Source organism: Egbenema bharatensis FJBBOT/2019 (assembly GCF_048077055.1).
Taxonomy (GTDB): Bacteria; Cyanobacteriota; Cyanobacteriia; order Elainellales; family Elainellaceae; genus Egbenema; species Egbenema bharatensis.
Window position 1 is genome coordinate 5,082,454 of the sequence record NZ_CP182236.1, and the last position, 23,143, is coordinate 5,105,596.

Sequence of the window (23,143 nt, forward strand, 5' to 3'; positions counted from 1 at the left end):
AAGTTCACTTGTAAGGAGCTTTGATATGGCCGTCAAAGTGGGTATCAATGGCTTTGGTCGCATCGGGCGACTGGTATTTCGGATTGGGTCAAAAAACCCCAATATTGAGTTTGTTGGCGTGAATGATCTGGTTCCGCCGGATAATTTGGCATATCTTCTCAAATACGACTCTACCCACGGCCCCTATCACGGCACGATCGAAACAAAAGAGGATGGCTTTGTGGTCGATGGTCGGTTTGTGCCCTGTATGGCCGTTCGCAATCCCGAAGAGTTGCCCTGGGGCAAGCTGGGGGCAGATTATGTCGTAGAATCGACGGGATTATTTACCACCTATGACGGAGCCGCCAAACATTTGCAGGCAGGAGCCAAACGGGTAATGATTTCGGCCCCACAAAAGATCCGGACAAGGTGCCGACCTTCGTAGTGGGTGTGAATCATCAAGACTTTGATGCAGCCAAGGATACGATCGTCTCCAATGCAAGCTGTACAACCAACTGTCTAGCTCCGATCGCCAAGGTGATTGACGACAACTTTGGTCTGGCAGAAGGCTTAATGACTACGGTTCACGCCATGACTGCCACTCAGCCAACGGTAGATGGCCCCAGTAAAAAAGACTGGCGGGGAGGACGGGGTGCTGCCCAGAACATTATCCCCTCTTCTACCGGAGCAGCCAAAGCTGTGGCCCTGGTACTTCCCAACCTGAAGGGCAAGCTGACCGGAATGGCCTTCCGTGTGGGAACCCCCGATGTTTCTGTGGTAGACCTCACCTTCAAAACCGAAAAATCCACCAGCTATCAAGACATCTGTGCAGCGATGAAAGCGGCGGCAGAAGGCCCAATGGCTGGTATTTTGGGCTACACCGAAGAAGAACTGGTGTCAATGGACTTCCGCACCGATGCCCGTTCCAGCATTTTTGACGCTAAGGCAGGGATGGAACTCAACTCCAATTTCTTCAAAGTGGTTGCCTGGTATGACAATGAATGGGGTTATTCCAATCGGGTGATTGATTTGATCCTGGAAATGGCAGGTAAGGAAGGAATGCTTTAGGAGGAGTCGGGATCCGGGAATGGGGAATGGGTCGTTGGTAGTGGGTCATCGGGGGTATGCGGGAAAACCTGATTGGGGCGCACTGCTGTGCGCCCCTACAAATCCCTCAGGTCGTTGGAGATTCCCATCACCCATCACCCAACCCACTCCCCCACAAACACCCTGGTTGCAGGGCCCGTCATATACAACCGTTGATCATCCGACCATTCAATGTCCAGGCATCCCCCCGGAAGCTCCACCGTTGCCCGTCGGTTCGATCGCCCTGTGAGCACCGCTGCCACCAGAGACGCACAGGCTCCTGTCCCGCAGGCCAGGGTGATTCCGGCTCCCCGTTCCCAAACGCGCATTTTCAAATAATCGGGACTGACTACTTGAATGAACTCAGTGTTGGTGCGTTGGGGAAAGGCCGCATGGTGCTCAAACTGAGGGCCGATCGCTTCCAGGGGAATACTGGCAACATCATCAACAAACGTGATGCAGTGGGGGTTGCCCATACTGACACAGGTGACTTCCCAGGTTTGTCCGGTCACTTCCAGGGTCTGATTCACCACCTTGTCATCAGGCGCAGTTAGAGTGGTTGGAATCTCTGATGCCAGCAGTCGCGGTAAGCCCATATCGACAGTGACTTGACCATCCGCCTGCAACTTTGGCACCATTACGCCTGCCAGGGTGTGAATTTGGTAGGACACGGTGGAAGAACCTTTTCCTTCCAGATCGGCAATAAACCGGGCCAGACAGCGAATGCCATTACCGCACATTTCCGGTTCTGACCCATCCGAATTGAAAATCCGCATGGTGTAATCGGTGCCTGCCTGTCCGGGAAGGGCAAAAATTACGCCATCCGCTCCAATGCCAAAATGCCGATCGCACCAGTCGATCGCCTGTTCAGGGGTAAGGCAGGGGTCTGAACTGTGACGATTATCTACCAGGATAAAGTCATTTCCCAGACCATGATATTTAACGAATTGGATGGACATAAACTGCTCCGATAGAGGGACTAGGGGTTCGAGTGCAGGGCGTAGGCTGAAAGAGATGATTTTGGTTCAGTTTTGGGTTTTCTAGATATTATGCGACTAGGGGTCTTTTGTTATCCACTGTTATCCACTAAGACGGTCAACCGATCGCATCACGCAGTTGGTTTGAATTACGATTCTCTCATTCTGACGTAAACGTTTCACCAAGCTGATTTTTCCTGATGCTTGTTTAGACCAAACTACTCAAACACATCAACACAATTGACGTATTGTTACTGACTTAAACCAATTTTCACTAACTACTATGGCTCCAGAACTTGAAACCGGACTTCCCAGCATTCGCCAAATCCAAACCCTGATTCGGGAAAACCGCGAAGTTGAACTAAAGCTAATCACCAACGATTTACTCACCGGAAAAGTACGCTGGCAAGATCCCGATTGTCTCTGCCTGTACGATCACTACGACCAACCCACGATCGTATGGCGGCAGGCGATCGTCTATATGAAGCCAAAGCTCTAGGGGGCTAACAGGTATCTAATCAGCAGGCTACAAGGGTTGATCCTAGAGAGCATCCGATGTCCATCTAAATCGAGCAATTTCCGTAGCGCAGGCATCTTGCCTGCCTGTGAAATACAGGCAGCTTCTTCAGTCACACCAAAACTCCTTCCTGTTGGACGTTGTTTAGGAAAACGGTGCGCTGTTCCTGAAATTGTTTAGCTGAGACAAATACGTTGCAAATGACAACGCCATATTCCAGGCATAAATCCGCCACTACCTCACCTGTACGCTTGATTTCTGTCTAGGAGTCCACTTCACGATTCAGCACAACCAGGACATCAATATCGGAATCCTGATCAGCATCTTCTCTAGCCTGTGACCCAAATAGAACTAAACGAACCAGCTGTTTGCCGTACAGTTGCTCAAGAGAGCAGCGCAGTTTTTCAAGAATTGCCAGTAGTTCAGGATGTCTCATGCCACGATCGCCCTTTCCTCCTTCAGCTTAACTGACTCTACACAAAGCTGATCTGAGGTATCTTAAGATCTAAAACTATCTGAGAACCGATACATGACTGAAGGGCGAACGATGGGATTCGAACCCACGAATGGCGGAACCACAATCCGCTGCCTTAACCCCTTGGCTACGCTCGCCATAATGTAGATAATATAGCATTTTGTTCGATGATGATCTATTCAGATGATGATCTAGATGTTCTAGGCTAGCCTAGAAGCAGTAAAGGGCTAGAGCGAATTGTAAGCGGCATTGATATGAAAAACCTACGAGGTCTACTTTACGTGGTTGGCGCATCTTTGCTGGGAATTGGTGTGGCAACGGTCGTTACCAATCCCAGGCAAGCGCAGTATGAAGAGTACGCGACTCGACAACTATCGGCTTACCTGCAACAAAACGTTTGTCCCAATGCAGCCATCCTGGATAGCCTGTGCCGATCGGCCGTGAGAGACAATCAGGCTCAAATCCGCGGGCTCATTGCGGCAAATACGGAACGGCAAAATTACCTGTTCTGGAGCGTTTATCAAACCGAGTTGGCTCCGGGTGAGCTGTTGCCTCCCGTGATTGGCGGTACACTACCCGCCTACCACTTTGAATCCGTTGGCGTATTTAGCAGCTTCCACACCTACAGGGCCGATCGCATCTAATCTTCTCGTCGCCCGCCTGACTTCTTGATTTCCCAGAGTTTTCCACCGATCGCCAGCCCAATCAATACCCCCAAGCCCCAATCTCCCCAACGGACGTAGAGCGTTTGGGTCTGACGACGATAGAGGGTGTGAGCATGGATTTCGTAGGTACGGAATCCCGAAATCCACTGGGATCGACCGTGGGGATCAATCACTCCAGACAGTCCCGTATTAGTGGCGCGGGCCGCCCAGCGATCGGTTTCAATGGCTCGCATTACGTCCTGAGCATGGTGTTGGGTCATCATGGCTAGTTCGTAGGGATCATTATTAGAAGCCGTGAGAATAAATTGCCCGCCTGTGGCAGCTTGCTGGCGGAAGAGAAACGAAAAAGCTGAATCAAAACAAATGCCGACGATCGCCTGACCAAAGGGAGTATCAACCTGCTGATCCGGACGGCCCGGAATCATACTGGCTTCCACTGGAGAAAGGCGACTGATGAAGTTACCCAGAAACGCTTCAAAGGGGATGTATTCACCCAACGGTACGGGTTTGATCTTGTCGTACCGACTCAAAATTTGCCCTGTGCCATCCAGGGTAAATAAACTCTGGGTAATCCGCCCCTGCTGAACGCCAACTGTTCCAATCCAGGCCAGTACACCTCGTGCGCGCACCACCTGATCAAACGGATGTTGCGCTCTCCGGGAAGTCTCAATCCAGTGCCAGGGAAAGGCTCCCTCTGGCGTGAGGACGGCATCCACCCCCTGATCGACCAGGACTTCGTACCCTTGGGTATAGTGTTCCAACGACATCCGCACCCCCTCCTCAAAATGCTTGATGCGGGTGGGAACATTGCCCTGAATAATGCCAACATTCAAAGCCGTTTCCGGCGATTCCACCAGGGGCTGACGGTACAAACCCAACCCAACCAAATGCAGCACGACAAACCATCCAACACTCCAAACCAGCAGCCGTTTTGCCCTCGATCGCTCCTGCTGGCTCATCCAGATCCAGGCTTCTGCCAGTAGACCATTCACCGCCACGATCGCCCCGGAGACAAAGGTGGGGCCCGATAGCCTGCCGAGATGGAGAATTGCCAGGTTATGGGGACTCTGGGTAAAGGCAAGGGATGTCCAGTACAGCGGGCCGTGGGACCAGATCGCCTCCAGGGTACACCAGAGGGCAACTGCCATTAGAACCCGCAGCCAGGAGGGTGCAGGAGTAGCGGGCGATCGAGTCAGGAAGGGTTTGCTCTCCGGGGGAGGGTTCCTCTGTAAAAATCGTCGCAGCCATCGTCTTCGGAGCGATCGTCCTGGGATCTCCCCATCTTTGCCAAGCCACAGGAGCAACCCTGCCCAGGTCGTGACCAGTGCTGCTCCCCAGAGGGTGACAAATCCCCACGCGAACAGAGTCACTCCCCAACTCGCCAGCCAGGGAACCCCCAACCAGGTCAGGGGATGCAGTCCGGTCAGCCAGGAGAGGGCAATCCCGTGATAGCCAATGCCCCAGGTGAGGGCGTAGAGGAGGGGGAGGGGGAATTCTCCTGTGACGCGATACGGAGGGAAATTGGGAGATTGGGGACTGGAGGATTGAGGGAAAGGAGAAGCCAGAGGGGGATGAGGGCGAACCAGGCGAGGGGCCAGGCTTTGACAGGGGCAACGGTAAAGCCCATCAGGATGCCTGCCAAAAGGCTGATCGCAAGCCGCCCATAAACGGGATAGCTTAGGAGAAGCGAGGGGAGAACTGTTAACGTTGAAACAAGGGTCTTCATGTTGACAGCATACGAATTTTTAGCCCGATCGCCCAAGCTCCTATCTGAAAATCGTTGCAGGGCTTTCCAGGATGGAGCATCCCACCATCCCACCGCATCATCCCATCACACCATCACATCACGACTTGCAGCTATGAAGTGGATGCTGGCTATAACGACACTCTTACTCACCCTAAGCCTATCAGGGTGTCGGAGTGAAGAAAGCTCCCAATCTCTTGCGGAACAAACTTCACGCCAGCAAGGTGCCGCTGTCATAGGAGAAATTTTAGATACGCCTACTCTGTTTCCCCCGGACATAGAAACGAGTTTACAACGACGGTTAGCCCAGGAGGTGGTGCGCGGAAAAACCCCTGGCATTGCCATGTATGTGGCGACCTCGGATGGCATCTGGATGGGGGCGGAAGGAACCGCAAATCAGGAAACGGGAACGGTAATCAAACCCACCGATCGCTTCCGGATTGGTCGAACAACCAATTTATTCGTTGCGGTGGTTTACCTTCAGTTGGTCGAAGAGGGGATTTTGGATTTGCATACCCCGATCGCGGAATATCTACCCCCCGAAATTAGCGATCGCTTTCCCGACAGTGACACCCTGCAAATTCGGCAACTGCTGAATCATACCAGTGGATTAGCCGATGCCTATACCAACGAGTTTCTGAATGATGTGCGTGCTCAACCCGATCGCTCCTGGACAACCCGCGAGATTTTAGCCTATGCCTACGATCTGCAACCTGCAACGGTGAGGGGCGTTTTTTCCTATTCCAGTACCAATTACCTGCTGTTGGAACTCATTCTAGAAACCGTTACCCAGGCTCCCCTGGCAGAAGTTTTGCAACAGCGAATTCAAACTCCAGCCGGATTAACCAATACGTTTCTGGAACTGCGGGAACCGATTCCTGGGGGCTTTACTCAGGGCTATCAGGACTGGAACAATAATGGTACTTCGGAAAATGTCACCCTGCCCTTAATCAATCCGGGGCTGGGAACTGGCGATCGCGGTCTGGTTTCCAACGCCACTGACCTGGTGAAATTTGTCCATGCCCTGCTCTACGAAGATACTCTGCTCTACAGAAGCTCCCTGGAAGAACTGCTTTCCTCAACCCCAAGGGGAGCGATGGAAGGATCGGGGTTGGGGATTACTCACCTGCTGACTCCCTGGGGAGAAGCCTGGGGGCAAATCAGTTCCGACCTGGGGTTTCAGTCGGTGGTTCTGTACCTGCCGGTGCATGATCTGACGATGGTGCTTTGGGTGAATGAGGGCGATCGTCAGGCGGTCAATCTGCTGGAGGTGGCTGAAGATGCTCTCCGTTTGATTCTGGGCGAACCTAAATTTTGAATGGCTTCAGCAACCAAAATCGACTGTAAGGGCACACTGCTGTGCGCCCCTAACGGGTATGTTATTTTGCCGCATTCCCCTGGGATAGCTGCGCTACGGGCGATCGATTTTCGTCCATTGGCAATGATCATCCCATCTCACTGCAATTCATCCAACTTGGCGCGAATGGTTTGAATATCCTGCCACATCAACCACTTGGGGCTACCCCGCTCCCGCGATTGGTTTCGGAGCAGATAGGCTGGGTGAAACACTGGCATACAGAGGCGACCTTCCCATTCCAACCATTCCCCCCGAATTTTGGTAATCCCTCGCTTATCTCCTACTAACCCTTTCACCGCTGAAGCCCCCGAAAGCATGATGATTTTAGGATCAACCATGCGAATTTGCTCTAACAAGTAGGGGCGGCAGGCATCCATTTCGTCCTGAGTGGGAGTCCGGTTTCCTGGCGGGCGACACTTAACAATATTGCTGATGAAAATATCGGCTTCAGTTAGCTCCACCGATGCCAAAATCTTATCGAGCAGTTGCCCCGCCTTTCCAACAAACGGCAGTCCGGTTTCATCCTCATTTTGTCCGGGCCCTTCACCAATAATCATCAAATCGGCATTGGGGTTTCCCCGTCCCACGACTGCATTGGTTCGCGTCTTGCCCAGGTCGCAGCGATAGCACTGATTGCAATGGACTTTGATTTGCTCCATTGAAGTATAGGTTCCCGGTGGGATTGGAACCTTCGCATCAGTTGGAATCAATTCGGGATCGATATCGGAGGGTGAATCTGCTGCCCCTGAAAGATTGAACAGATCCATTTGGTCATCGCCAGCCATGAGTCTATAGTTCTGTAGCAAGGATCGGTAAATCAAGGCATTTATACTATCGCACGATCGGTCACTGCATCATGCCGCTTCAGAAAGAGTCTAGAAAGAGTCCCAATAAAAAAGTCCCAATAAAAAACCGACAGCCTCCTAAGTGGATTCTGCCGGCAAGTCGTGTGTTCCCTGTTGATGACTCGGCTAGAGTTGAGTCTTCTTAAGTATGCAGTTCTGAACAAAGCCTGAGCACGATCGAGATCATCAATGAACGTGATTTTGATCACAGCTTTGGGCGAAACAGCATGAAGAAACCCTTAAGAATTCTGGGAAATCCTTGATTCTCAAGCGGTAAACTTCGATCGAATTTCTTCAACCCGCTTACGGTTTACACCCAGATCAGACTGCCCCAACCGAGAAGCCGATCGGACATGGATCACATTCGCCGTTGGATCTAGCCAGAACTCGACATCATCCACATAGCCCATCAGTGCCGAGGTGAATTCGGCGTACAAATAATTTTCCGACTCAGAAATGATCTCCGTCCGCTCCATACCCTGAACCACAGATTTGAGAGTGTCCATCGCCTCCGAGGGGGCAGCACTGTAGGACAGCGGGGCAATCTTATGGGCTTCATCAGAATCGGCAGCCTGGCTGCTCACACAGTTAGGAGTCGTGGGACAAGCCGCCAATTTGCCCTCCGTCACACCCAGGTTAGTGGGGCGTTTGCCAGAAAAAGAGAAGAATGATTTTTTTGCCATAGCCAATTCAGAAGTAAATGCAGGAGAAATAGAAACAGGTTGCAACGATACAGAATCCGCCAAGGCGATCGCAGGATAACTGGCTCCAAACCAGCAGGCGATCGTTAAGCAGGAAAGGCAAAGCAGCGAAATCGCAGACTTCAGCATGAATAATTTAACGGGAATAAGCTTTCTCTTAACATTATTTAACAGTTTGGGAATGATTGAGTCTTTGCCTCATGCAGAATCAGGCGGTTTCCGGCTGGATCGTAAGCATAGATTTCTCTGCCGTGGCTCGCTGTCCTGATCTCTCCCGGTGGTGGATACCCCAATTCTGTCAACCGATCGATCGCCCCTTCCAGTTGCTTCACTTCAATACACAGGCTCATCCCGCCACTGGATCCAGGCTCTCCTGGGGAGGGGTAAAACTGCGATCGCTGATCTGCTGCGGGCTGAAAAATTCCCAACCGCAATCCACCCACCCGAAACTCAGCATAGCGATTGGGGCTGTAGGCGATCGGTTCTAATCCCAGCAAATCCCGATAGAACCTGACTAACGCTTCCCCTTCCCCATCGACCAACGTCACAAACACCGCATCAAACTCCATCTTCCCTCCTTATACGGGCGAATCGCAATTCGCCCCTACCCTACTCCTCACTCCCCACTCCCCACCCCTCACTCCTCACTCCTCACTCCTCTCCCCCAAATGTAAGGATCGCTTGACATTCTCCTCCGAACCTCACGCGATCGGATAAGTTAATTGAACTACAGTGAACAAAGAGTTGGCTCGTACCGCTCTGTACCTACACTGGATTATTATTCACGTTGCGTTTTTTAGGTTAAGCATGGAACTGGCAGCACGACTGGGAGAGATTACGCCATCGCTGACTTTGGCTGTAGACACGAAAGCGAAGGCAATGAAGCGAGAGGGTGTGGATGTCATCAGTTTTAGTGTGGGAGAGCCAGATTTTGACACCCCGGCCCACATTAAGGCGGCTGCGGTTACGGCTTTAGAACAGGGCAAAACGCGCTACGGCCCGGTAGCTGGGGAACCCAAACTGCGAGAGGCGATCGCCAACAAACTCCAGACGGATAACCAGCTTTGTTACGGGGTTGACAACATTATCGTCACCAATGGCGGCAAGCATTCCCTCTACAATTTGATGATGGTGTTACTGAATCCAGGGGATGAAGTCGTGATTCCGGCTCCCTACTGGGTCAGCTATCCCGAAATGGTCAAGTTAGCGGGGGGTGTTCCCGTCATTCTGCCCACCACGATCGAGAGCAGTTTCAAAATCAGTCCCGATCAATTGCGGCAGGCGATCACGCCCAAAACGAAACTCTTCATCCTCAATTCCCCCTCCAACCCCACGGGCATGGTTTACACCCCCGATGAAATCCGCGCCCTGGCGGAAGTGGTGGTGGAGAAAAATATCTGGGTCGTGTCTGATGAGATTTACGAAAAAATTCTCTACGATGGAGCCGAACACCTGAGTATTGGGGCGGTTAGCCCAGAGTCCTACGATCGCACCATTATCAGCAGTGGGTTCGCCAAAACCTACGCCATGACCGGATGGCGGGTGGGATTTCTGGCTGCACCTCAACCCATCATCAAAGCAGCCAGCATGGTGCAGGGGCACAGCACCTCCAACGTCTGTACCTTTGCTCAGTATGGGGCGATCGCAGCCTACGAGAACTCTCAGGATTGCGTCAAGGAAATGGTGAAAGCGTTTGCCGAGCGTCGTCAGGTGATGCTGGACTACATTGATGCCATGCCTGGAATTACCTGCCCCAAACCCTACGGGGCGTTTTATATGTTCTTAAATATCAGCAAAACTGGCTTGAAGTCGCTGGATTTCTCCAACACGTTGCTGGACAACCATCATGTGGCGACCGTTCCCGGTGTAGCCTTTGGCGCAGATGACTGTGTCCGCCTCTCCTATGCCACCAGTCTGGACAACATCCACAAGGGAATGACCCGATTCACGGAGTTCGTCCAATCCCAAATGTAGGGGCGCAAACGTAGGGGCGCACTGCTGTGCGCCCTTACCGGGTATTGTCAGATGCCTCCGGCGTTGCACATCCGACTGGGATGATTGATGATGTTTAGAGAAATCTTCAGGCAAAGTCGATCGTGTCTAGCCCTACTCCACCTACCCACCCCTCACAACCTCCCTCCAACGCTGCATCGCCCGCCTTCTCCCCCCGTACCTTCCGCCTATCCATCATCATTCGCAGCACCTTACTGTTGCTCTATATTGCCTTAACCCTACCCCTACCCTTCTTAGCGGAAGTGACTCAGGCTCCCGTGCCTGCCTCTGTTCTATGGGTGGGATTGGCGATCGGCTTCCTGTTGCTCTATGCCGCCTTAACGGAACAGGTGCGGGTGGATGAAATGGGCATTCAAGTCACCTATCCTGCCTGGGTGCGCTGGTTCTGGCGCAAGGGGTGGTCGTTGCCCTGGGCAGAGATTAAAGCCTTGAAACCGCGATCGACGGGGCAGGGGGGACTGGTTTACTATTTCCTCAGTCACTCTTCCGAGCAAGCTTACCTACTGCCCATGCGTGTAGCGGGATTTGCAGAACTGGTGCGGCGGGTGGAAGCCCATACTGGCATTGATACCAGAGATGTCAAACCCCTTTCCCAGCCCTGGATGTACCTGATCCTGCTGGGCCTGACCCTGATCCTGCTGGCGATCGATGCCTGGACGATCCTGGTGGCAATGCAAGCCTGAATTCCCTACTGCGACGACTCCCCATGCCGACTCCCCATCTCCGTCTTCATCAGGTCAGCCTGAACAGTCCGCGCGGTGGCGAACCACTGTTGCAGGATATCTCCTTTGAGGTCATGCCAGGAGAGCGGGTGGCGATTGTGGGTCCATCGGGGGCAGGGAAAACAACGCTTTTGCGGGTGCTGAATCGCCTCAGCGAGATCAGTCGTGGGGAAATTTATTTTGGCGATCGCAACATTCAGCAGATTCCTGTGATTGAACTGCGGCAGCACATTACCCTCGTGCCCCAGGAGTCGAAGCTATTGGGGATGACGGTGCGGCAGGCCCTGGAATATCCCTTACACCTCAGAAAGCTTTCCTCTCAAGCGATTCAGCAACGGCTGCTCACCTGGACAGAACAACTCCATCTGCCAGAGGACTGGCTGGGACGCAATGAATTACAGCTTTCAGTGGGTCAACGCCAGTGGGTAGCCATCGCTCGCGCCCTGATGATTCAACCCAAAATTTTGCTGCTGGATGAACCGACCTCTGCCCTGGATGCCGGGCGGGGAGAGCATTTGCTGACTGTTTTAACAAATGTAGCTCAGAATCAGGAAATGACGATTTTGATGGTGAATCATCAATTAGAGATGGCAGAACAGTTTGCCAGCAGGGTGCTGTATTTACAAGACGGTAAACTAATTCTCGATCGCCCCATTCACCAGATCAACTGGGTTGATTTGAAGCAAAACCTGGTTGATGCCGAAACGATCGCAGCAAATGAGTGGGAATAGTTTATAAAGAGAGAATTATAAATAGAGCCGCTAGTCGGTTCAAGTATAGGTTTAGATCTATAAAGACGATAGTAAAAAATAACAAAAACAAGAATAATGGTCTGGAGGCAGGGGTTGAGCAATGATGGACGCGCGGCAACGATATCTTGACTTTGTAATGCCGATCGTCAAGGAAGGACGGGGGCAGATTGCGACGGAAGATCGAACCTTTCTCGATCAGCAGCGAACCGCGCTCAACCTTTCTCCCAGGCAAGCTGAGGCGATCGAACAACGAGTTCTAAAGGCTTACCAAACTTTTTTACAGCGGCGATCGGGCAGTTCTGCTCAACCTTCCCAATCCGGTGCCTCATCCTGGCAGGAGGATGAATGGAACGATGTCACGCCGCAATCGGGATGGCAGGAGCAATGGCAAAGGGTCGTCCCCCAGGAAAGCTGGCAAGAGCACGAGGGGCAGGAGGAATGGCAAGCCGATCAGTTCCGAGATGTGGAGGAAGCTGAACAGGCAAAATGTCGCTGGTATGAGGAAGAGTTCAGGAAGGCTCTGGAAACCAATCGCTTGCAAGATCCAGAAACCCAGGAACGGTTGGCCGATCTCCAGAACGACCTGCGATTGTCTGCGTCAGATATTATTCGGATTGAACGACAGGTTTATACAACCCGATCGGGATCTGAACCTGCGATCGATGCTGTGCCACCTCCTGGTTCAACCGATCCAACCGATCCAAATGCGACTCGCGTGGTTCACTATACCTCCCCTGATCTAACGTCTGGACAACCCTCATCCCCACCCTCAGAGGAACTTGCTGACACCGAGGTACAATCCCCTCGATCGCACCTATCCACGCCCGAAAATCTGGCATCCTCTGAAACCTACACGGCCCTTCAGCAAGCTTTAACGCAACAAGATTGGCGAGCAGCCGATCGCCTCACCTTTGAACTCTTGCTTTCCCTCAATCGGCCGGATGGATGGTTCGATATTCCCGCCATTGAAAACCTGCCCTGCCTGGAACTGGAACGGCTCGATCGACTCTGGAGCGAAGCCAGCAAGGGCAAGTTTGGCTTCACCCGACAGCTCAGTCTCTACTTCAGTCCGCGTCCCGAAAAGCAGCAATTTATCCGGCTGTATGGCGATCGCTACGAACGGGCCCTTGCGTTCAGTAAATCGGTCGGTTGGTGGCGATCGGGAGCCGAGTTTTATAAATATTACAATCAGCTTCCGTTTGATGCCCAAACTCAACCCGGACAATTTCCTGCCCTCTGGTTCTGGCGGATTCCCTGGTGGAAAGCCCTGCAATTTGGCGGATTTGGCAGCAGTCGCGGCGGCTGTCGGGTGGATCCAGAAACTCTGGATGCATGGATGAATAAGATCCAGAGCTGTCAAACTCAGAAGAAAAATCGAGCGGAGAGTCAACCCGATCGCAATCGTGACTCTACAACGCAATCCCGGTTCAATTTGTCGGCTGAGACGACCGTATCGGAGCCCAAACAAATCGATCGGCGGACGGAACTATCCTCAGCCGAAACCATCCTGCCTGAAGAATCTGACTTTTAAAGGGCTACTGTATACACACAACTTGCCGGTGATGCTGAGGCTTGACCCACCCCATGTCAAAGCCATCCCTACCAAAATCCCCTCCTGGGAGGGGCTGGGGTGGGTAAAACGTCAGGGGTTGCGTTCTGCACTGATCAGTTGTTCTGTTCAGACACCCACCATCGGACTTGTGTATATACGGTAGCTAGGCACTGATCGTTCATCGGACTTGTGTATATACGGTAGCTAGGCACTGATCGTTGTTTTATACAACGCATCTCTTACCTCAGTCATGCCTGTAATCAACCGATCCATTTCATCGCGGGTATGGAGGGCGTTTGCAGTGATTCGCAGACGCGGCTTGGCAATAAACCAGATGGGCGATACCCAGAGTCCGTGATCATGCATCAGCTTCCGGGCAAAGAATTTGGGGTTCAAATCCGTCGGCAGAACCACAGGAATTACGTTGGTTTCACCGATCGCCATGAAATCATTCTCTAACAACCGATCGCGCAAGTACCGCGTATTTTCCTGCAAGCGATGCACCATTTCTGGGTGTTGCCGCACCTGACGGATGCTTTCCAACGCAGCGGCCGTGGTGGGCGGGGGCAGGGAAATCGTGCCGATTGAAGTGGGCGAGTAGTTCAGTATGGGAATCAGTTCCGCGACGTGGCTACTAATGGCTGCTCCGGCCGAAGCGGCAAACTTTGAGAAGGTCGTCATAATCAGCGGAATCACACCCCGCTCGATCGCCTGCTGCGGCAAAAGGCCAAAGTGTTCGTAAATTCCCCGTCCGGTTGCCCCAATCGCACCACTGGCATGGGCTTCATCCATCACCAGCACACTGCCCTCGTAGTTAGACAAAATATCAATCATCTCAGGCAAAGGAGCAATGTCGCCATCCATCGAAAAGACTGCATCGGACACCACCATGATCCGATCGTCGGGACGGGCATACCGCTTCAGCTTACGGGCCAGATCCTCCATGTCGCAGTGGCGGTAAGCGCGAACGCGAACGCGAGGGCTGTGGCTAAATAGCTTACCCGATCGATTTCCGGCATTGGCAATGGCTGAAACAATGCAGCCGTGATTCAAGACATCCGTTAGAATTAGCGTTTCGCGGGTATTTTGAAAACCGGGAACCTGAATCGCCAGATGGCAGAACCCATCCATGAGGGCTTGCATCGCCATCCAGGCATTCAAAAATAGCTGAGTGTGGGGCAAATGCTTGAACTCTGAGATTTCGTTTTCAAGCTGACGATGCAGATCAATTCGACCACTCAATACCGAACAAGAGCTATTGGATGTGCCATAGTGCAGCACTGCATCGATCGCCGCCTGTTGCACTGCCTGATTCTGCACCAGTCCTAAAACATCATTGGTACAGAAGGTCAGGACAGTCCGACGAGTCCCCGTATCTGCCTCCTCAATTTCAACTAGATTTCCATCTCGGCTATGACAGATGAACTCATCAGGGAATAATCCCTGCTCTTCCCCACGCTGAAAATATTCCTTGACAACTTGCACAGTAAACTCCCCTCACCTTATCTAAAATCACTGATTGCATTTGACTCAATAGCAGTGTCCGACTGAGCAAACCCCGCGATCGAACTTGACTGCTGAACACAGAATATACTGAACGTTCCCCATTGACCGATTAACCTATTCCATAACGACCTCTTGTTTGAACCTTTCGTTTGAACCGTCCGTTAAACAGCACTTCACTCAAAACAGTCCGTTAAAAATATACCGAGCTAAAAATTTTACTCATTACTCTGCCATAGCCTGAAAATCTTGGACGGCATTGCTGGTACAGTTGTGCCACAGTCACAGTCATGCGGAACTCCTGCTGCATCCAGTCGATCGCCTGCGCTATCAAATTCAGTGGGACTGGCAGGTCATTGTCCAGGTCATTATCCAGGTCATTGTCCAGATCATTGTCCTTTGCCTGAATGAGGAACAGTCAGCGGTTCGATCGATGAATTAGAGGATTGGTCTTGCCAGGACTCAAAGGGAGGTTGGCTGGCTGGGTTGGCTGGGTTGGATTGACTTGATTGTTGCATAAATTGCTCATATTGCCGGAGAATTAACCGTTGTAGGGCAATAATAGCGGGATTCACCTCAACATACCGCCGTTTAGCATCCTTCTGATAAGTCCGTTGCTCACTTTCCATCATGCCCACGTCCTGTTCTAAAAACGGCATGAAGATAAAGCGCAGCACCAGGGGAACCAGAACGGGTTTAATGGCCCGCAGTAGCCATTTAGGCAGCCGAACCTTGGGTAAAAACAGCAGGGAAAACGATCGGGTTTGATTCGGCCCGACGGGCAACCGCATCAGGTAGAGGGATGACACCCCTTCCATCGTGCTGTGGTAATGGGGGTATTGATAATGAACGGATACATTGCGCGTCGTCACGCCGTCGCTATTGGTGCTTAGACCCAAAAATTTGCTCAGGGTTCCCTTATAAGAAACTCGATAATTTGCCTGGACGGAACTATTGCTATCCTGTAGGTTCAGCAGTACCGGATCAAACCACCCCTGGAGATCTTTGTGAAGAAATCCGTGAAACACATCCATCGTATTTTCGTTACAGATGGAGAAGTGGGCGTTGAATACGCCAGTAATCGGAATCATCAGACAGTTGTGATCGTCATACTCTGGAACTTCTAGAATTGGGCGCGAGTCAGCTAACTGAGGATCGCCTGGAAACACCCAAATGATGCCATATCGCTCTTGAGCTGGATAACTCAACGCCGTAGCACAGGGTAACTTTTGATCAGGTGGAAAGTAGGGAATATGGACACATTGCCCACTGCGGTCAAACTCCCAACCATGATAGGGACAGACCAGCCGATCGCCGTGAACTTCTCCCAGGTGCAGCTCGACTCCCTTGTGGGGACAGGCATCTTCAATGGCGTGAACCTGACCTGCCGTATCCCGGTAAACGGCGATCGATTGTTGCCAAACCACCACTGGAATTACCCGTCCAGGTGGAAGCTGATGGGCCCAGGCAACCGGATACCAATGATTTGGATTAATACCAACTTCTCGCACCCTGTTCTGAATAGTCTGTCCTCTAAGAGCTGCCGTCAGTTCCATTAAGACTCACACCCGACATAAACAAACGATAGGAATTTAAACCATATCGCTTTACTTTCTGTTAGCTGTCTGACTGTGTGCCACTTTAGTATGAACCGTACAAGATCGGCCAAAGAGGGGAAGACCGGGAACAGAAACCGATTAGACTGGAAAACTGGATTTCGATCGTCACTGTTTTATTGTCACCGTTTTGTTGTCGAATTATTGTCGAAGCGTTGCTCCTTTACTTTTTACTCCTTACGCCCCTGTACGTTGAACTGCCATGACCAATTTATTTCTGTCTGCCCTGAAAGCTTATGCTCCTTACGCCAGAACCACCTTTATTCAGAAAACCACGCAACCCATGGCCATTCAGGAGCAATTTCTCCGCAAGCTGTTGCAGGTACAGCAGGGCACAGAATTGGGACAGTATTTTGGACTGAAAGACATTCGCACGATCGAGCAATTCCGTCAGCAAGTTCCTATCTGGTCGTACGCCGACTATGAACCCTACACCGAACGAGTGGCACTGGGTGAACCGAATGTACTCAACCCTGATCCGGTGGTCTACATTAACCTCACAAGTGGTACTACGGGTAAACAAAAGAAAGTCCCTGTTACCCGCCGCTTTCAACGATCGCTCAGTCGGGCCAATGCTGCCAGTTTAGGGTTTTTGCATGAGGCGGTTCAGCGACATTCCCTGGGGCGATCGCAGTCGTTGGAACTGGGGCGTTTACTATCCACCAATTCAGTGCGCGTTCAGGGACAAACCCCTGCGGGCATTGATTATGGACCCGTGACGGTCGGTAGCTATCGGTTGAGTCGTTCAGTATGCCAGCGGGTATTTGCTCAACCGTTCACGGCAATGGAAATTGCGGATGCCGCTAGCCGTCATTATGTTTGTTTATTGTTTGCCCTATGTAATCCTCAAACGCGAGGGATTACGGCTAACTTTCCCATGCAGATTTTGCGAATTTGTCAGTATCTGGAAAAGTTTGCAGACGATTTAGTTCAGGATATTGCAACGGGAAATTTTGCGGAATGGTTGACGATCGATCCGACTATTCGTAAAACCCTGGAACGACTCCGCACTCCCCTTCCCCAGCGGGCCCAACAACTGCGCCGCATCCTTCAGAGCGAGGGACGGCTGACTCCCCGTCGAGCCTGGTCAAATCTCTCACTAATCGGCACTGCCAGGGGCGGAACCTCGGATTTCTACTTCGAGCGGTTCCCGGATTACTTTGAAGATACGCCCATCTTTGGGGGAGTATACGGAACGGCAGAGGGAACGTTTGCAGTCTGCCATGACTTCAACACCGATGGCAGCATTCTGGCCCTGGATAGCGGCTTCTATGAGTTTATTCCCCAGGATCAGTGGGAGGCAGCCCAGCCCCAAACCTTACTGCCCGTTGAGTTAAAAGTGGGTGAATTCTACCGGATGCTGGTGACGAGCTACAGCGGCTTTTATCGCTACGATATTGGTGATGTGGTGGAAGTGGTGGGCTTCTACGGGCAGACTCCCCTGATTGTATTTCGCCATCGTCGGGGGGGGTTACTTTCTTCGACTACCGAAAAGACCACCGAATTTCACGTCGCGCAGGTGATGCAGATGCTTCAGCAGGAATTTAAGATTGGGCTGGATGATTTTTGCATTACCCTATCTGACCATGAGTTTCCGGCGCGATATCGGGTGAATATTGAACTGGCTTCTGGTCATACCCTGGAACAACCCCAGCAGTTTTTGGCCCGGTTTGATGACTGGCTGGGTGAGTTTAACCATCCCTACGCGACCGTGCGATCGGATCAGGTGCCCCCGCCCCAACTGCGGATTCTGGCTCCAGGGAGTTTTGGTATTGTTCGCCAACGCCAACTGTTGCGAGGTACGTCAGATTCCCAACTCAAAGTTCTGCATATCACCGAAGACCGCGACTACTTAGACGGTTTACAGGTACTAGAAGTGATAGACCTGTCAGAATAGCCAATCCGCTGGCAACATAGAACACCGTCGTGACGCTACTCTGGCGCAGCACCCAGCCGAACAGGGTAGGGGAAAAAAACTGTCCCAAGAAATTCATGCTGGTGGCTACTGCCAGGGCAATGGTCTGGAGTTCCAGGGGGGCAACAATGGCGATCGAGGCGAAATGGCTGGTTAGAGCCAGTCCCATCCCGGCTCCAAAGAGTAACGCCGTTGGGAAAAAGTAATCCAGCGTGTGAAGCTGGGGAAAGGTCAGTAGCCCGATCGCCATGAGTCCCAAGCCGCTGATAATGCTGGGAACAGCCCCAATCCGCTGGATTAATCGCTTCACCCCCAGGGCCGCCAGGGCCGCTCCGATCGCCTGACAGGCCAACACCAACCCATTTGTGACTGGATCAGCATTGACGGTCGCCCGGAGATGCATGGGCAAATAGATAATGTTGGCAAACCCGATCGCAGCACAGAGTCCAACTGTCGGCAGCAATCGGACAACTTTGGGATGGCTGAATACCTGCTTCAACAACTGTCTCATGGGGATAGACACTTTTAGAGCACTGGCAGCCCGGCGACGCTGGGGTAAAACCAGTCCTGCTAAGATGCCCAGCGGTAAAGCCAGCCCATACATATAAAAAGCAAACTGCCATTGCCCTGACCCTAACCAACCCGCCAAAAAGGGATAGACGATATTCGCCAGGGTAATACTTGCAGAGGCATAGGTGATGGCCTGCGATCGGTTGGCTGGATCAGCATAGTCCCTGGCTAAAATGCCTAAACTTGCCGCAGCAATTCCTCCCGTTGCCGCTCCCAACAGCCCACGAGTCACCAGCATGGGCAAAAAGTCAGCCGTTAGGGTTCCGGCTGCCCCAAATAGGGCAAAACTAATCGCGGAGAACACCAGCACCCGAATACTGCCAATCCGTTCAGCCAACAGCCCCAAAAGGGGACTAAAGATGGCAACCGTCAGGTAATGGGCACTGACCAGGTATCCCGCCAGGGTGCGATCGAGTTGTAGCTGTTGAATGATGTCGGGTAAAACAGGCGCAATCACGGCTCCTGGCATCGCAGTTAACGATCCCATTGCCAGAAGCACCAGCAATCTCCGGTTTTGTTGCAGGCGATCGACGAGTACCATCGTTCTTGTCACTCAAAAACCCATTCACTTCGGATAGCGAATCTGGTCTACCTTAACATAGCTCGGTGGATCTAAAATATTTGCAAAATTTCCTTGAATCGTTGGGATCGATCGCGGCTCAGAGCGGCTTTGACCAAACTCACTCCTACCGATGGCAGGGCACAGACACTCCCCAAATGGGTACGCCACCGTTGCCAGGACAGCACCGCTCGTTGGGTTGGATAAACTCGCCAGAAGCGATTCACCGAACAGACCATCTCATCTCCCAAGGACTCTACCTCGTGCCACCATCCAGTTGGGATGTACAGCATTTCGCCTGGATTCAGAATTACTTCATACTGATGCTGGAGAGCCTGCCGTAATTTTGGAAAAGCCTCAAAATTGGGACGATTGGGATAAACCTGGCTAAACCACGATCGCAGCTTCATCCCGTGCTTCAGATGGACATACAGCGGGAAGGGATAGAGGTTACTGGTTTGGGAAGGGGGAAATAGGGTGACTCGTTTGGAACCATGCAACTGCACCAGCGTGCCATCCATCGGGTCATAATGTAAGGCTTCGACGTGCCCTCCCGGCCCCACCCACAGGTTGAGGGAACTGGCCGGATGGGTCAGTCCGATGTGTTCCAAATAATTCTGGAGGGTTTGTATCGCTTCAGATTGAATCAGGGGTGTGTTGTGAATCGAACATTTCGCCATATAAATATCGTTTTTGTGAGCTTCCCGACTCCTTAGTAGATCGGCATAGTCCACAAACGGTCTGGTTTTGGGCGGCACACCGCTACCGATGGAAGTCCACTGTCGTTTGTCTTGCTGATAGCGTTCATGGCCGTAGTAACGCAACACAAACGGCTGCATTCCGAGTTGCTGACTCAGATAGTCTAAATTCCAATCCCATTGATGCAGCAAATCTGTGACAATTACAGGTCGTCCTGGGGTTTGGTAAGTCTGAACAAAGCGATCGAGCGTTAACGATCGTGCCGATTCCCTGGGGAGTGATGGGTTTGGTTTTTCGGATGGTTCTGGCGTTTGATGATGCATCCTGTATCGATGTATGCAGCAGGCCCCTACTCTATCAGATTTGCCTTCGGTTGCCAGGTTTCCCCCGAAAACCCCCCGCTTCGCGCTAACATTCGCTGATTTTCCCCCGAAAATCCCCCGTTTTGCGCTAATATTTCAGGCTGATTTTGCGAGTTTCATCAAAGCGGAGGGTAAGGCTCATGGATTAATAACCTGTAGAGCGTTTTACTTTGTTGACTGGGCGGGCAAGATGCCCACCCCACAAGAATTTCAGGTTATTGTATTTGCTGCCCAAAGTGCCTATTCAAAAGTGCCTATTCAAAAATTAGAGTTTTTGGAACCCAAAACCCCTGACGGGGCTTTCGGATAGGTTCTAAAAAAATAGGTTCTAAAAAAATAGGTTCTAAAAAAGAGGACAGTTAAAGGAGAAACTTTGTACTGTCCCAGCCAGTCTGATGAATTACGCCAGAATTTCCTATCGTGGAAAGGTGTTCTAGGAGTGGAATATGCTGCCAGTGGGCAAGTTTTTATCGGGTGGAGTAGCGAAGTTGAATCGATCGATTCAGCAGTCGATCGATCAGTCAACGGCTCAGGAACGGCTGTTACAATTTCTGATTTTGTTAGCAGCAGGCTGTCTGACCACCATGACAGGAGGCTTGATTTCTCCGGTGCTGCCGGAAATGGTAGATCAACTCAGTCTCGATCCGCAGTGGGCGGGAACCCTGGTGAGCATTCACGCTTTCACTTCTGCGGCTTTTACGCCAATCATGGGTTTTGTCGCCGATCGGGTTGGCAAAATGAAGGTGATGATTCCCTGCCTGATGTTATACGCCCTCTTTGGGGTTTCAACTGCGTTTCTCACCTCACTGCCTCTGCTACTGGCCAGCCGGGCTTTACTGGGAGCTGCGAGCGGAGGGGTGGCAGCCGCGACGATCGGGTTACTGGGCACAATGTACGACGGTGAGGCCCGATCGCGGATTTTGGGCTACGCCACCAGCATCATGACCACATCAGCTATCTTTTTCCCGATTTTGGGGGGATGGGTTGGCGGTATCCAATGGCAGTATGCGTTTTTCCTGTATGGATTTGGCATTCCTTTAGCGGTGATTGCCCTCTTTAAGCTACGGGAGGGACAGTCGCAGGCGGGTGCTCTCCTTGCGATGGATCAGCAGGCTCAACTGGGTAATGTCTTTCGCAATTTCAGCGTGCTCTCGCTTTATTCATTTATTGGAATTGCTGCTTTGATTGTCTATGCAGTGGTCATCTATACTCCCCTGTATTTGAGTGAGGCGATCGGAGCCGGGCCGGAGTTAAATGGCATCGTTCTGGCGATTCGATTAGTCGGAGCAGCGGTAATTTCAGCGATCGGAGCCAGCCGGATTGCGCAAAGGTTGGGACGGAATCGCGCCATTTCCTTTGGATTCAGCCTGATGGCTGTCACGCTGGTGACAATTCCCTTCTTAACCGATCTGGTTTTGATTATGCTAACGGCCATTCTCTTCGGTGCAGGCTTCGGCATCATTACCCCCAACCTGTACGATGAACTGGCAAACCTTGCCCCCGATGAACTGCGAGCCACGGTGCTGGCGATCGGCACAGGGTTTAATTCCCTGGGACAGTTTGTTTCTCCCGTCATCCTTGGCCCCATCTGGAAGTCCGCAGGTTTGCCCGCCGTTTTCTATGCCGCAGGAGCAATGGCGATGATGGCGAGTCTGCTCAGCTTGGTGCAGAGTCGGGGGGAACGGGTAATGGATAATGGGTAATCCATCAGTAAGGGCGCACTGCTGTGCGCCCCTGCAAGATACGTTATTTTCCGCTATTGATTGGGGTCTGGCATTCCCTACTCCCTACTCCCTACTCCCTATTCCCTATTCCCTACCCCTGAAGCCATTCCTCGATCGCTTCTTCCGGGGTGTTGGTATATTCCACAGGGGTCACTCGATTAAAGTCCATTTGAACCGATCGAGTTTGCTCTCCATCTGCTGCGATCGCCAGGATGGGATAGTTGATCTCTCCATCGGGGAAGGCAACCTGAAAGCGGAACGTACCATCTGAATTAAGCTGAACGGGGCGATCGCCAACCATTAGGGTTGCATCGGGTTCGGTCGCTCCATGCACGATCAACTCTGCATTGGCAACTAGCCAGAATTTACGGGGACGAATGGGTGGCATTGAGGCGGCCATCCCAGCCCCGGACATTCCGACTCCAGACATCCCGACTCCAGACATTGTTGTAACGCCCGACATTCCAACACCCGACATTCCAACACCGGACATTCCAGCACCCGACATTCCAACACCGGACATGGTTGGAACACCCATTCCGATACCCGACATTCCGACACCCGACATGTTGATACCGGACATGCCAACGCCGGACATTGTAGGAACACCCATCCCCACGCCGGACATTCCGACTCCAGACATAGTAGGAACGCTCATCCCCACACCGGACATGCCAACGCCGGACATAGTGGGAATACTCATTCCGACACCCGACATGCCAATACCCGACATGTTGATACCCGACATGCCAACGCCGGACATGGTGGGAACACTCATTCCAACGCCGGACATTCCCGCGCCAGACATAC

Annotated in this window: 21 protein-coding genes, 1 tRNA gene and 2 pseudogenes; 11 read left to right on the forward strand and 13 right to left on the reverse strand. The window is 52.0% G+C overall.

Going from position 1 to position 23,143, the window contains the following annotated elements:
• The first annotated feature begins 25 nt into the window (after positions 1 to 25).
• Positions 26 to 1,047: pseudogene (gene gap, locus ACM1PF_RS23500) on the forward strand (type I glyceraldehyde-3-phosphate dehydrogenase).
• A 134-nt stretch (positions 1,048 to 1,181) separates the two neighbouring features.
• Here gap and dapF read toward each other — a convergent pair.
• Complete coding sequence (dapF, locus tag ACM1PF_RS23505; protein ID WP_416667580.1) at positions 1,182 to 2,024, reverse strand: diaminopimelate epimerase; 843 nt, start codon at positions 2,022 to 2,024, stop codon at positions 1,182 to 1,184.
• Between the two features lie 301 nt (positions 2,025 to 2,325).
• Here dapF and ACM1PF_RS23510 point away from each other — a divergent pair, with 301 nt between their 5' ends.
• Complete coding sequence (locus tag ACM1PF_RS23510) at positions 2,326 to 2,541, forward strand: Hfq-related RNA-binding protein (RefSeq protein ID WP_416667582.1); 216 nt, start codon at positions 2,326 to 2,328, stop codon at positions 2,539 to 2,541.
• Between the two features lie 280 nt (positions 2,542 to 2,821).
• Here ACM1PF_RS23510 and ACM1PF_RS23515 read toward each other — a convergent pair whose 3' ends face one another.
• Together ACM1PF_RS23515 and ACM1PF_RS23520 are read right to left on the reverse strand one after the other, a co-directional pair.
• Positions 2,822 to 2,995 (reverse strand): nucleotidyltransferase family protein, encoded by a 174-nt coding sequence (locus tag ACM1PF_RS23515; protein ID WP_416667585.1) that lies wholly within the window; start codon positions 2,993 to 2,995, stop codon positions 2,822 to 2,824.
• Between the two features lie 103 nt (positions 2,996 to 3,098).
• A tRNA-His gene (locus ACM1PF_RS23520) sits at positions 3,099 to 3,171 on the reverse strand.
• A 117-nt stretch (positions 3,172 to 3,288) separates the two neighbouring features.
• Here ACM1PF_RS23520 and ACM1PF_RS23525 point away from each other — a divergent pair.
• The gene (locus ACM1PF_RS23525; protein WP_416667588.1) at positions 3,289 to 3,678 is read left to right on the forward strand and encodes a DUF4359 domain-containing protein; all 390 of its coding nucleotides are present in this window, start codon (positions 3,289 to 3,291) and stop codon (positions 3,676 to 3,678) included.
• Here the strand turns inward: ACM1PF_RS23525 and lnt are convergent.
• Both lnt and ACM1PF_RS23535 read right to left on the reverse strand, forming a co-directional pair.
• Positions 3,675 to 5,069: an apolipoprotein N-acyltransferase gene (lnt, locus tag ACM1PF_RS23530; protein WP_416667591.1), complete on the reverse strand. Its 1,395-nt coding sequence runs from the start codon at positions 5,067 to 5,069 to the stop codon at positions 3,675 to 3,677. The genes ACM1PF_RS23525 and lnt overlap by 4 nt on opposite strands.
• 53 nt (positions 5,070 to 5,122) lie before the next feature.
• Positions 5,123 to 5,425 carry a hypothetical protein gene (locus tag ACM1PF_RS23535; protein WP_416667593.1) on the reverse strand — a complete coding sequence of 101 codons (303 nt, stop codon included), beginning with the start codon at positions 5,423 to 5,425 and terminating at the stop codon, positions 5,123 to 5,125.
• On the opposite strand from ACM1PF_RS23535, the gene ACM1PF_RS23540 reads away from it, so the two are divergent.
• Positions 5,424 to 6,761, forward strand: coding sequence for a serine hydrolase domain-containing protein (locus ACM1PF_RS23540; protein WP_416667596.1), 1,338 nt, complete (start codon positions 5,424 to 5,426; stop codon positions 6,759 to 6,761). The genes ACM1PF_RS23535 and ACM1PF_RS23540 overlap by 2 nt on opposite strands.
• A gap of 137 nt (positions 6,762 to 6,898) precedes the next feature.
• Here the strand turns inward: ACM1PF_RS23540 and ACM1PF_RS23545 are convergent, their stop codons facing one another.
• The 3 genes from ACM1PF_RS23545 to ACM1PF_RS23555 all read right to left on the reverse strand — a co-directional run bounded on the left by ACM1PF_RS23545 (position 6,899) and on the right by ACM1PF_RS23555 (position 8,915).
• Entirely contained in the window at positions 6,899 to 7,585 is a 687-nt protein-coding gene (locus ACM1PF_RS23545; protein WP_416667598.1) for a uracil-DNA glycosylase, read from the reverse strand.
• A 326-nt stretch (positions 7,586 to 7,911) separates the two neighbouring features.
• The gene (locus ACM1PF_RS23550; RefSeq protein ID WP_416667600.1) at positions 7,912 to 8,475 is read right to left on the reverse strand and encodes a DUF1499 domain-containing protein; all 564 of its coding nucleotides are present in this window, start codon (positions 8,473 to 8,475) and stop codon (positions 7,912 to 7,914) included.
• Between the two features lie 38 nt (positions 8,476 to 8,513).
• Entirely contained in the window at positions 8,514 to 8,915 is a 402-nt protein-coding gene (locus tag ACM1PF_RS23555) for a VOC family protein (protein WP_416667603.1), read from the reverse strand.
• Between the two features lie 238 nt (positions 8,916 to 9,153).
• Here ACM1PF_RS23555 and ACM1PF_RS23560 point away from each other — a divergent pair, with 238 nt between their 5' ends.
• From ACM1PF_RS23560 to ACM1PF_RS23575, 4 genes are all read left to right on the forward strand, one after another.
• Positions 9,154 to 10,320 (forward strand): pyridoxal phosphate-dependent aminotransferase, encoded by a 1,167-nt coding sequence (locus ACM1PF_RS23560; protein ID WP_416667606.1) that lies wholly within the window; start codon positions 9,154 to 9,156, stop codon positions 10,318 to 10,320.
• Between the two features lie 119 nt (positions 10,321 to 10,439).
• Positions 10,440 to 11,042, forward strand: a complete 603-nt coding sequence (locus ACM1PF_RS23565) for a hypothetical protein (protein ID WP_416676777.1) — start codon at positions 10,440 to 10,442, stop codon at positions 11,040 to 11,042.
• Between the two features lie 23 nt (positions 11,043 to 11,065).
• On the forward strand, positions 11,066 to 11,812 hold the full coding sequence (locus ACM1PF_RS23570) for an ABC transporter ATP-binding protein (RefSeq protein WP_416667609.1): 747 nt from the start codon (positions 11,066 to 11,068) through the stop codon (positions 11,810 to 11,812).
• Between the two features lie 121 nt (positions 11,813 to 11,933).
• Complete coding sequence (locus ACM1PF_RS23575) at positions 11,934 to 13,364, forward strand: GUN4 domain-containing protein (RefSeq protein ID WP_416667612.1); 1,431 nt, start codon at positions 11,934 to 11,936, stop codon at positions 13,362 to 13,364.
• 225 nt (positions 13,365 to 13,589) lie between these two features.
• Here the strand turns inward: ACM1PF_RS23575 and ACM1PF_RS23580 are convergent, their stop codons facing one another.
• Positions 13,590 to 14,870: an aminotransferase class I/II-fold pyridoxal phosphate-dependent enzyme gene (locus tag ACM1PF_RS23580; protein ID WP_416667615.1), complete on the reverse strand. Its 1,281-nt coding sequence runs from the start codon at positions 14,868 to 14,870 to the stop codon at positions 13,590 to 13,592.
• Between the two features lie 277 nt (positions 14,871 to 15,147).
• On the opposite strand from ACM1PF_RS23580, the gene ACM1PF_RS23585 reads away from it, so the two are divergent.
• Complete coding sequence (locus ACM1PF_RS23585) at positions 15,148 to 15,330, forward strand: hypothetical protein (RefSeq protein WP_416667617.1); 183 nt, start codon at positions 15,148 to 15,150, stop codon at positions 15,328 to 15,330.
• Here ACM1PF_RS23585 and ACM1PF_RS23590 read toward each other — a convergent pair.
• On the reverse strand, positions 15,278 to 16,444 hold the full coding sequence (locus ACM1PF_RS23590) for an aromatic ring-hydroxylating dioxygenase subunit alpha (RefSeq protein ID WP_416667619.1): 1,167 nt from the start codon (positions 16,442 to 16,444) through the stop codon (positions 15,278 to 15,280). The genes ACM1PF_RS23585 and ACM1PF_RS23590 overlap by 53 nt on opposite strands.
• Positions 16,445 to 16,706: 262 nt before the next feature.
• Between ACM1PF_RS23590 and ACM1PF_RS23595 the strand changes: the two genes are divergently transcribed.
• Entirely contained in the window at positions 16,707 to 18,401 is a 1,695-nt protein-coding gene (locus ACM1PF_RS23595; protein WP_416667621.1) for a GH3 auxin-responsive promoter family protein, read from the forward strand.
• Here the strand turns inward: ACM1PF_RS23595 and ACM1PF_RS23600 are convergent.
• The gene (locus ACM1PF_RS23600; RefSeq protein ID WP_416667624.1) at positions 18,337 to 19,542 is read right to left on the reverse strand and encodes an MFS transporter; all 1,206 of its coding nucleotides are present in this window, start codon (positions 19,540 to 19,542) and stop codon (positions 18,337 to 18,339) included. The two genes, ACM1PF_RS23595 and ACM1PF_RS23600, sit on opposite strands and share 65 nt — an antisense overlap.
• A 59-nt stretch (positions 19,543 to 19,601) precedes the next feature.
• On the reverse strand, positions 19,602 to 20,570 hold the full coding sequence (locus ACM1PF_RS23605; RefSeq protein WP_416667627.1) for a cupin-like domain-containing protein: 969 nt from the start codon (positions 20,568 to 20,570) through the stop codon (positions 19,602 to 19,604).
• A gap of 485 nt (positions 20,571 to 21,055) precedes the next feature.
• On the opposite strand from ACM1PF_RS23605, the gene ACM1PF_RS23610 reads away from it, so the two are divergent.
• Positions 21,056 to 22,312 carry an MFS transporter gene (locus ACM1PF_RS23610; RefSeq protein WP_416667630.1) on the forward strand — a complete coding sequence of 419 codons (1,257 nt, stop codon included), beginning with the start codon at positions 21,056 to 21,058 and terminating at the stop codon, positions 22,310 to 22,312.
• A 112-nt stretch (positions 22,313 to 22,424) separates the two neighbouring features.
• Here the strand turns inward: ACM1PF_RS23610 and ACM1PF_RS23615 are convergent.
• Positions 22,425 to 23,018, reverse strand: a pseudogene (locus tag ACM1PF_RS23615) (hypothetical protein); the annotation flags it as partial.
• Positions 23,019 to 23,143 lie beyond the last annotated feature (125 nt).

Coding starts and splice junctions, on each gene's coding strand:
- ACM1PF_RS23510 (WP_416667582.1), top strand. CDS start 2,326: ATGGCTCCAGAACTTGAAACCGGACTTCCCAGCATTCGCCAAATCCAA.
- ACM1PF_RS23590 (WP_416667619.1), bottom strand. CDS start 16,444: ATGGAACTGACGGCAGCTCTTAGAGGACAGACTATTCAGAACAGGGTG.
- ACM1PF_RS23550 (WP_416667600.1), bottom strand. CDS start 8,475: ATGCTGAAGTCTGCGATTTCGCTGCTTTGCCTTTCCTGCTTAACGATC.
- ACM1PF_RS23595 (WP_416667621.1), top strand. CDS start 16,707: ATGACCAATTTATTTCTGTCTGCCCTGAAAGCTTATGCTCCTTACGCC.
- ACM1PF_RS23570 (WP_416667609.1), top strand. CDS start 11,066: ATGCCGACTCCCCATCTCCGTCTTCATCAGGTCAGCCTGAACAGTCCG.
- ACM1PF_RS23540 (WP_416667596.1), top strand. CDS start 5,424: ATGTTGACAGCATACGAATTTTTAGCCCGATCGCCCAAGCTCCTATCT.
- ACM1PF_RS23575 (WP_416667612.1), top strand. CDS start 11,934: ATGATGGACGCGCGGCAACGATATCTTGACTTTGTAATGCCGATCGTC.
- dapF (WP_416667580.1), bottom strand. CDS start 2,024: ATGTCCATCCAATTCGTTAAATATCATGGTCTGGGAAATGACTTTATC.
- ACM1PF_RS23610 (WP_416667630.1), top strand. CDS start 21,056: ATGCTGCCAGTGGGCAAGTTTTTATCGGGTGGAGTAGCGAAGTTGAAT.
- ACM1PF_RS23560 (WP_416667606.1), top strand. CDS start 9,154: ATGGAACTGGCAGCACGACTGGGAGAGATTACGCCATCGCTGACTTTG.
- ACM1PF_RS23515 (WP_416667585.1), bottom strand. CDS start 2,995: ATGAGACATCCTGAACTACTGGCAATTCTTGAAAAACTGCGCTGCTCT.
- ACM1PF_RS23545 (WP_416667598.1), bottom strand. CDS start 7,585: ATGGCTGGCGATGACCAAATGGATCTGTTCAATCTTTCAGGGGCAGCA.
- ACM1PF_RS23525 (WP_416667588.1), top strand. CDS start 3,289: ATGAAAAACCTACGAGGTCTACTTTACGTGGTTGGCGCATCTTTGCTG.
- ACM1PF_RS23555 (WP_416667603.1), bottom strand. CDS start 8,915: ATGGAGTTTGATGCGGTGTTTGTGACGTTGGTCGATGGGGAAGGGGAA.
- ACM1PF_RS23535 (WP_416667593.1), bottom strand. CDS start 5,425: ATGAAGACCCTTGTTTCAACGTTAACAGTTCTCCCCTCGCTTCTCCTA.
- ACM1PF_RS23605 (WP_416667627.1), bottom strand. CDS start 20,570: ATGCATCATCAAACGCCAGAACCATCCGAAAAACCAAACCCATCACTC.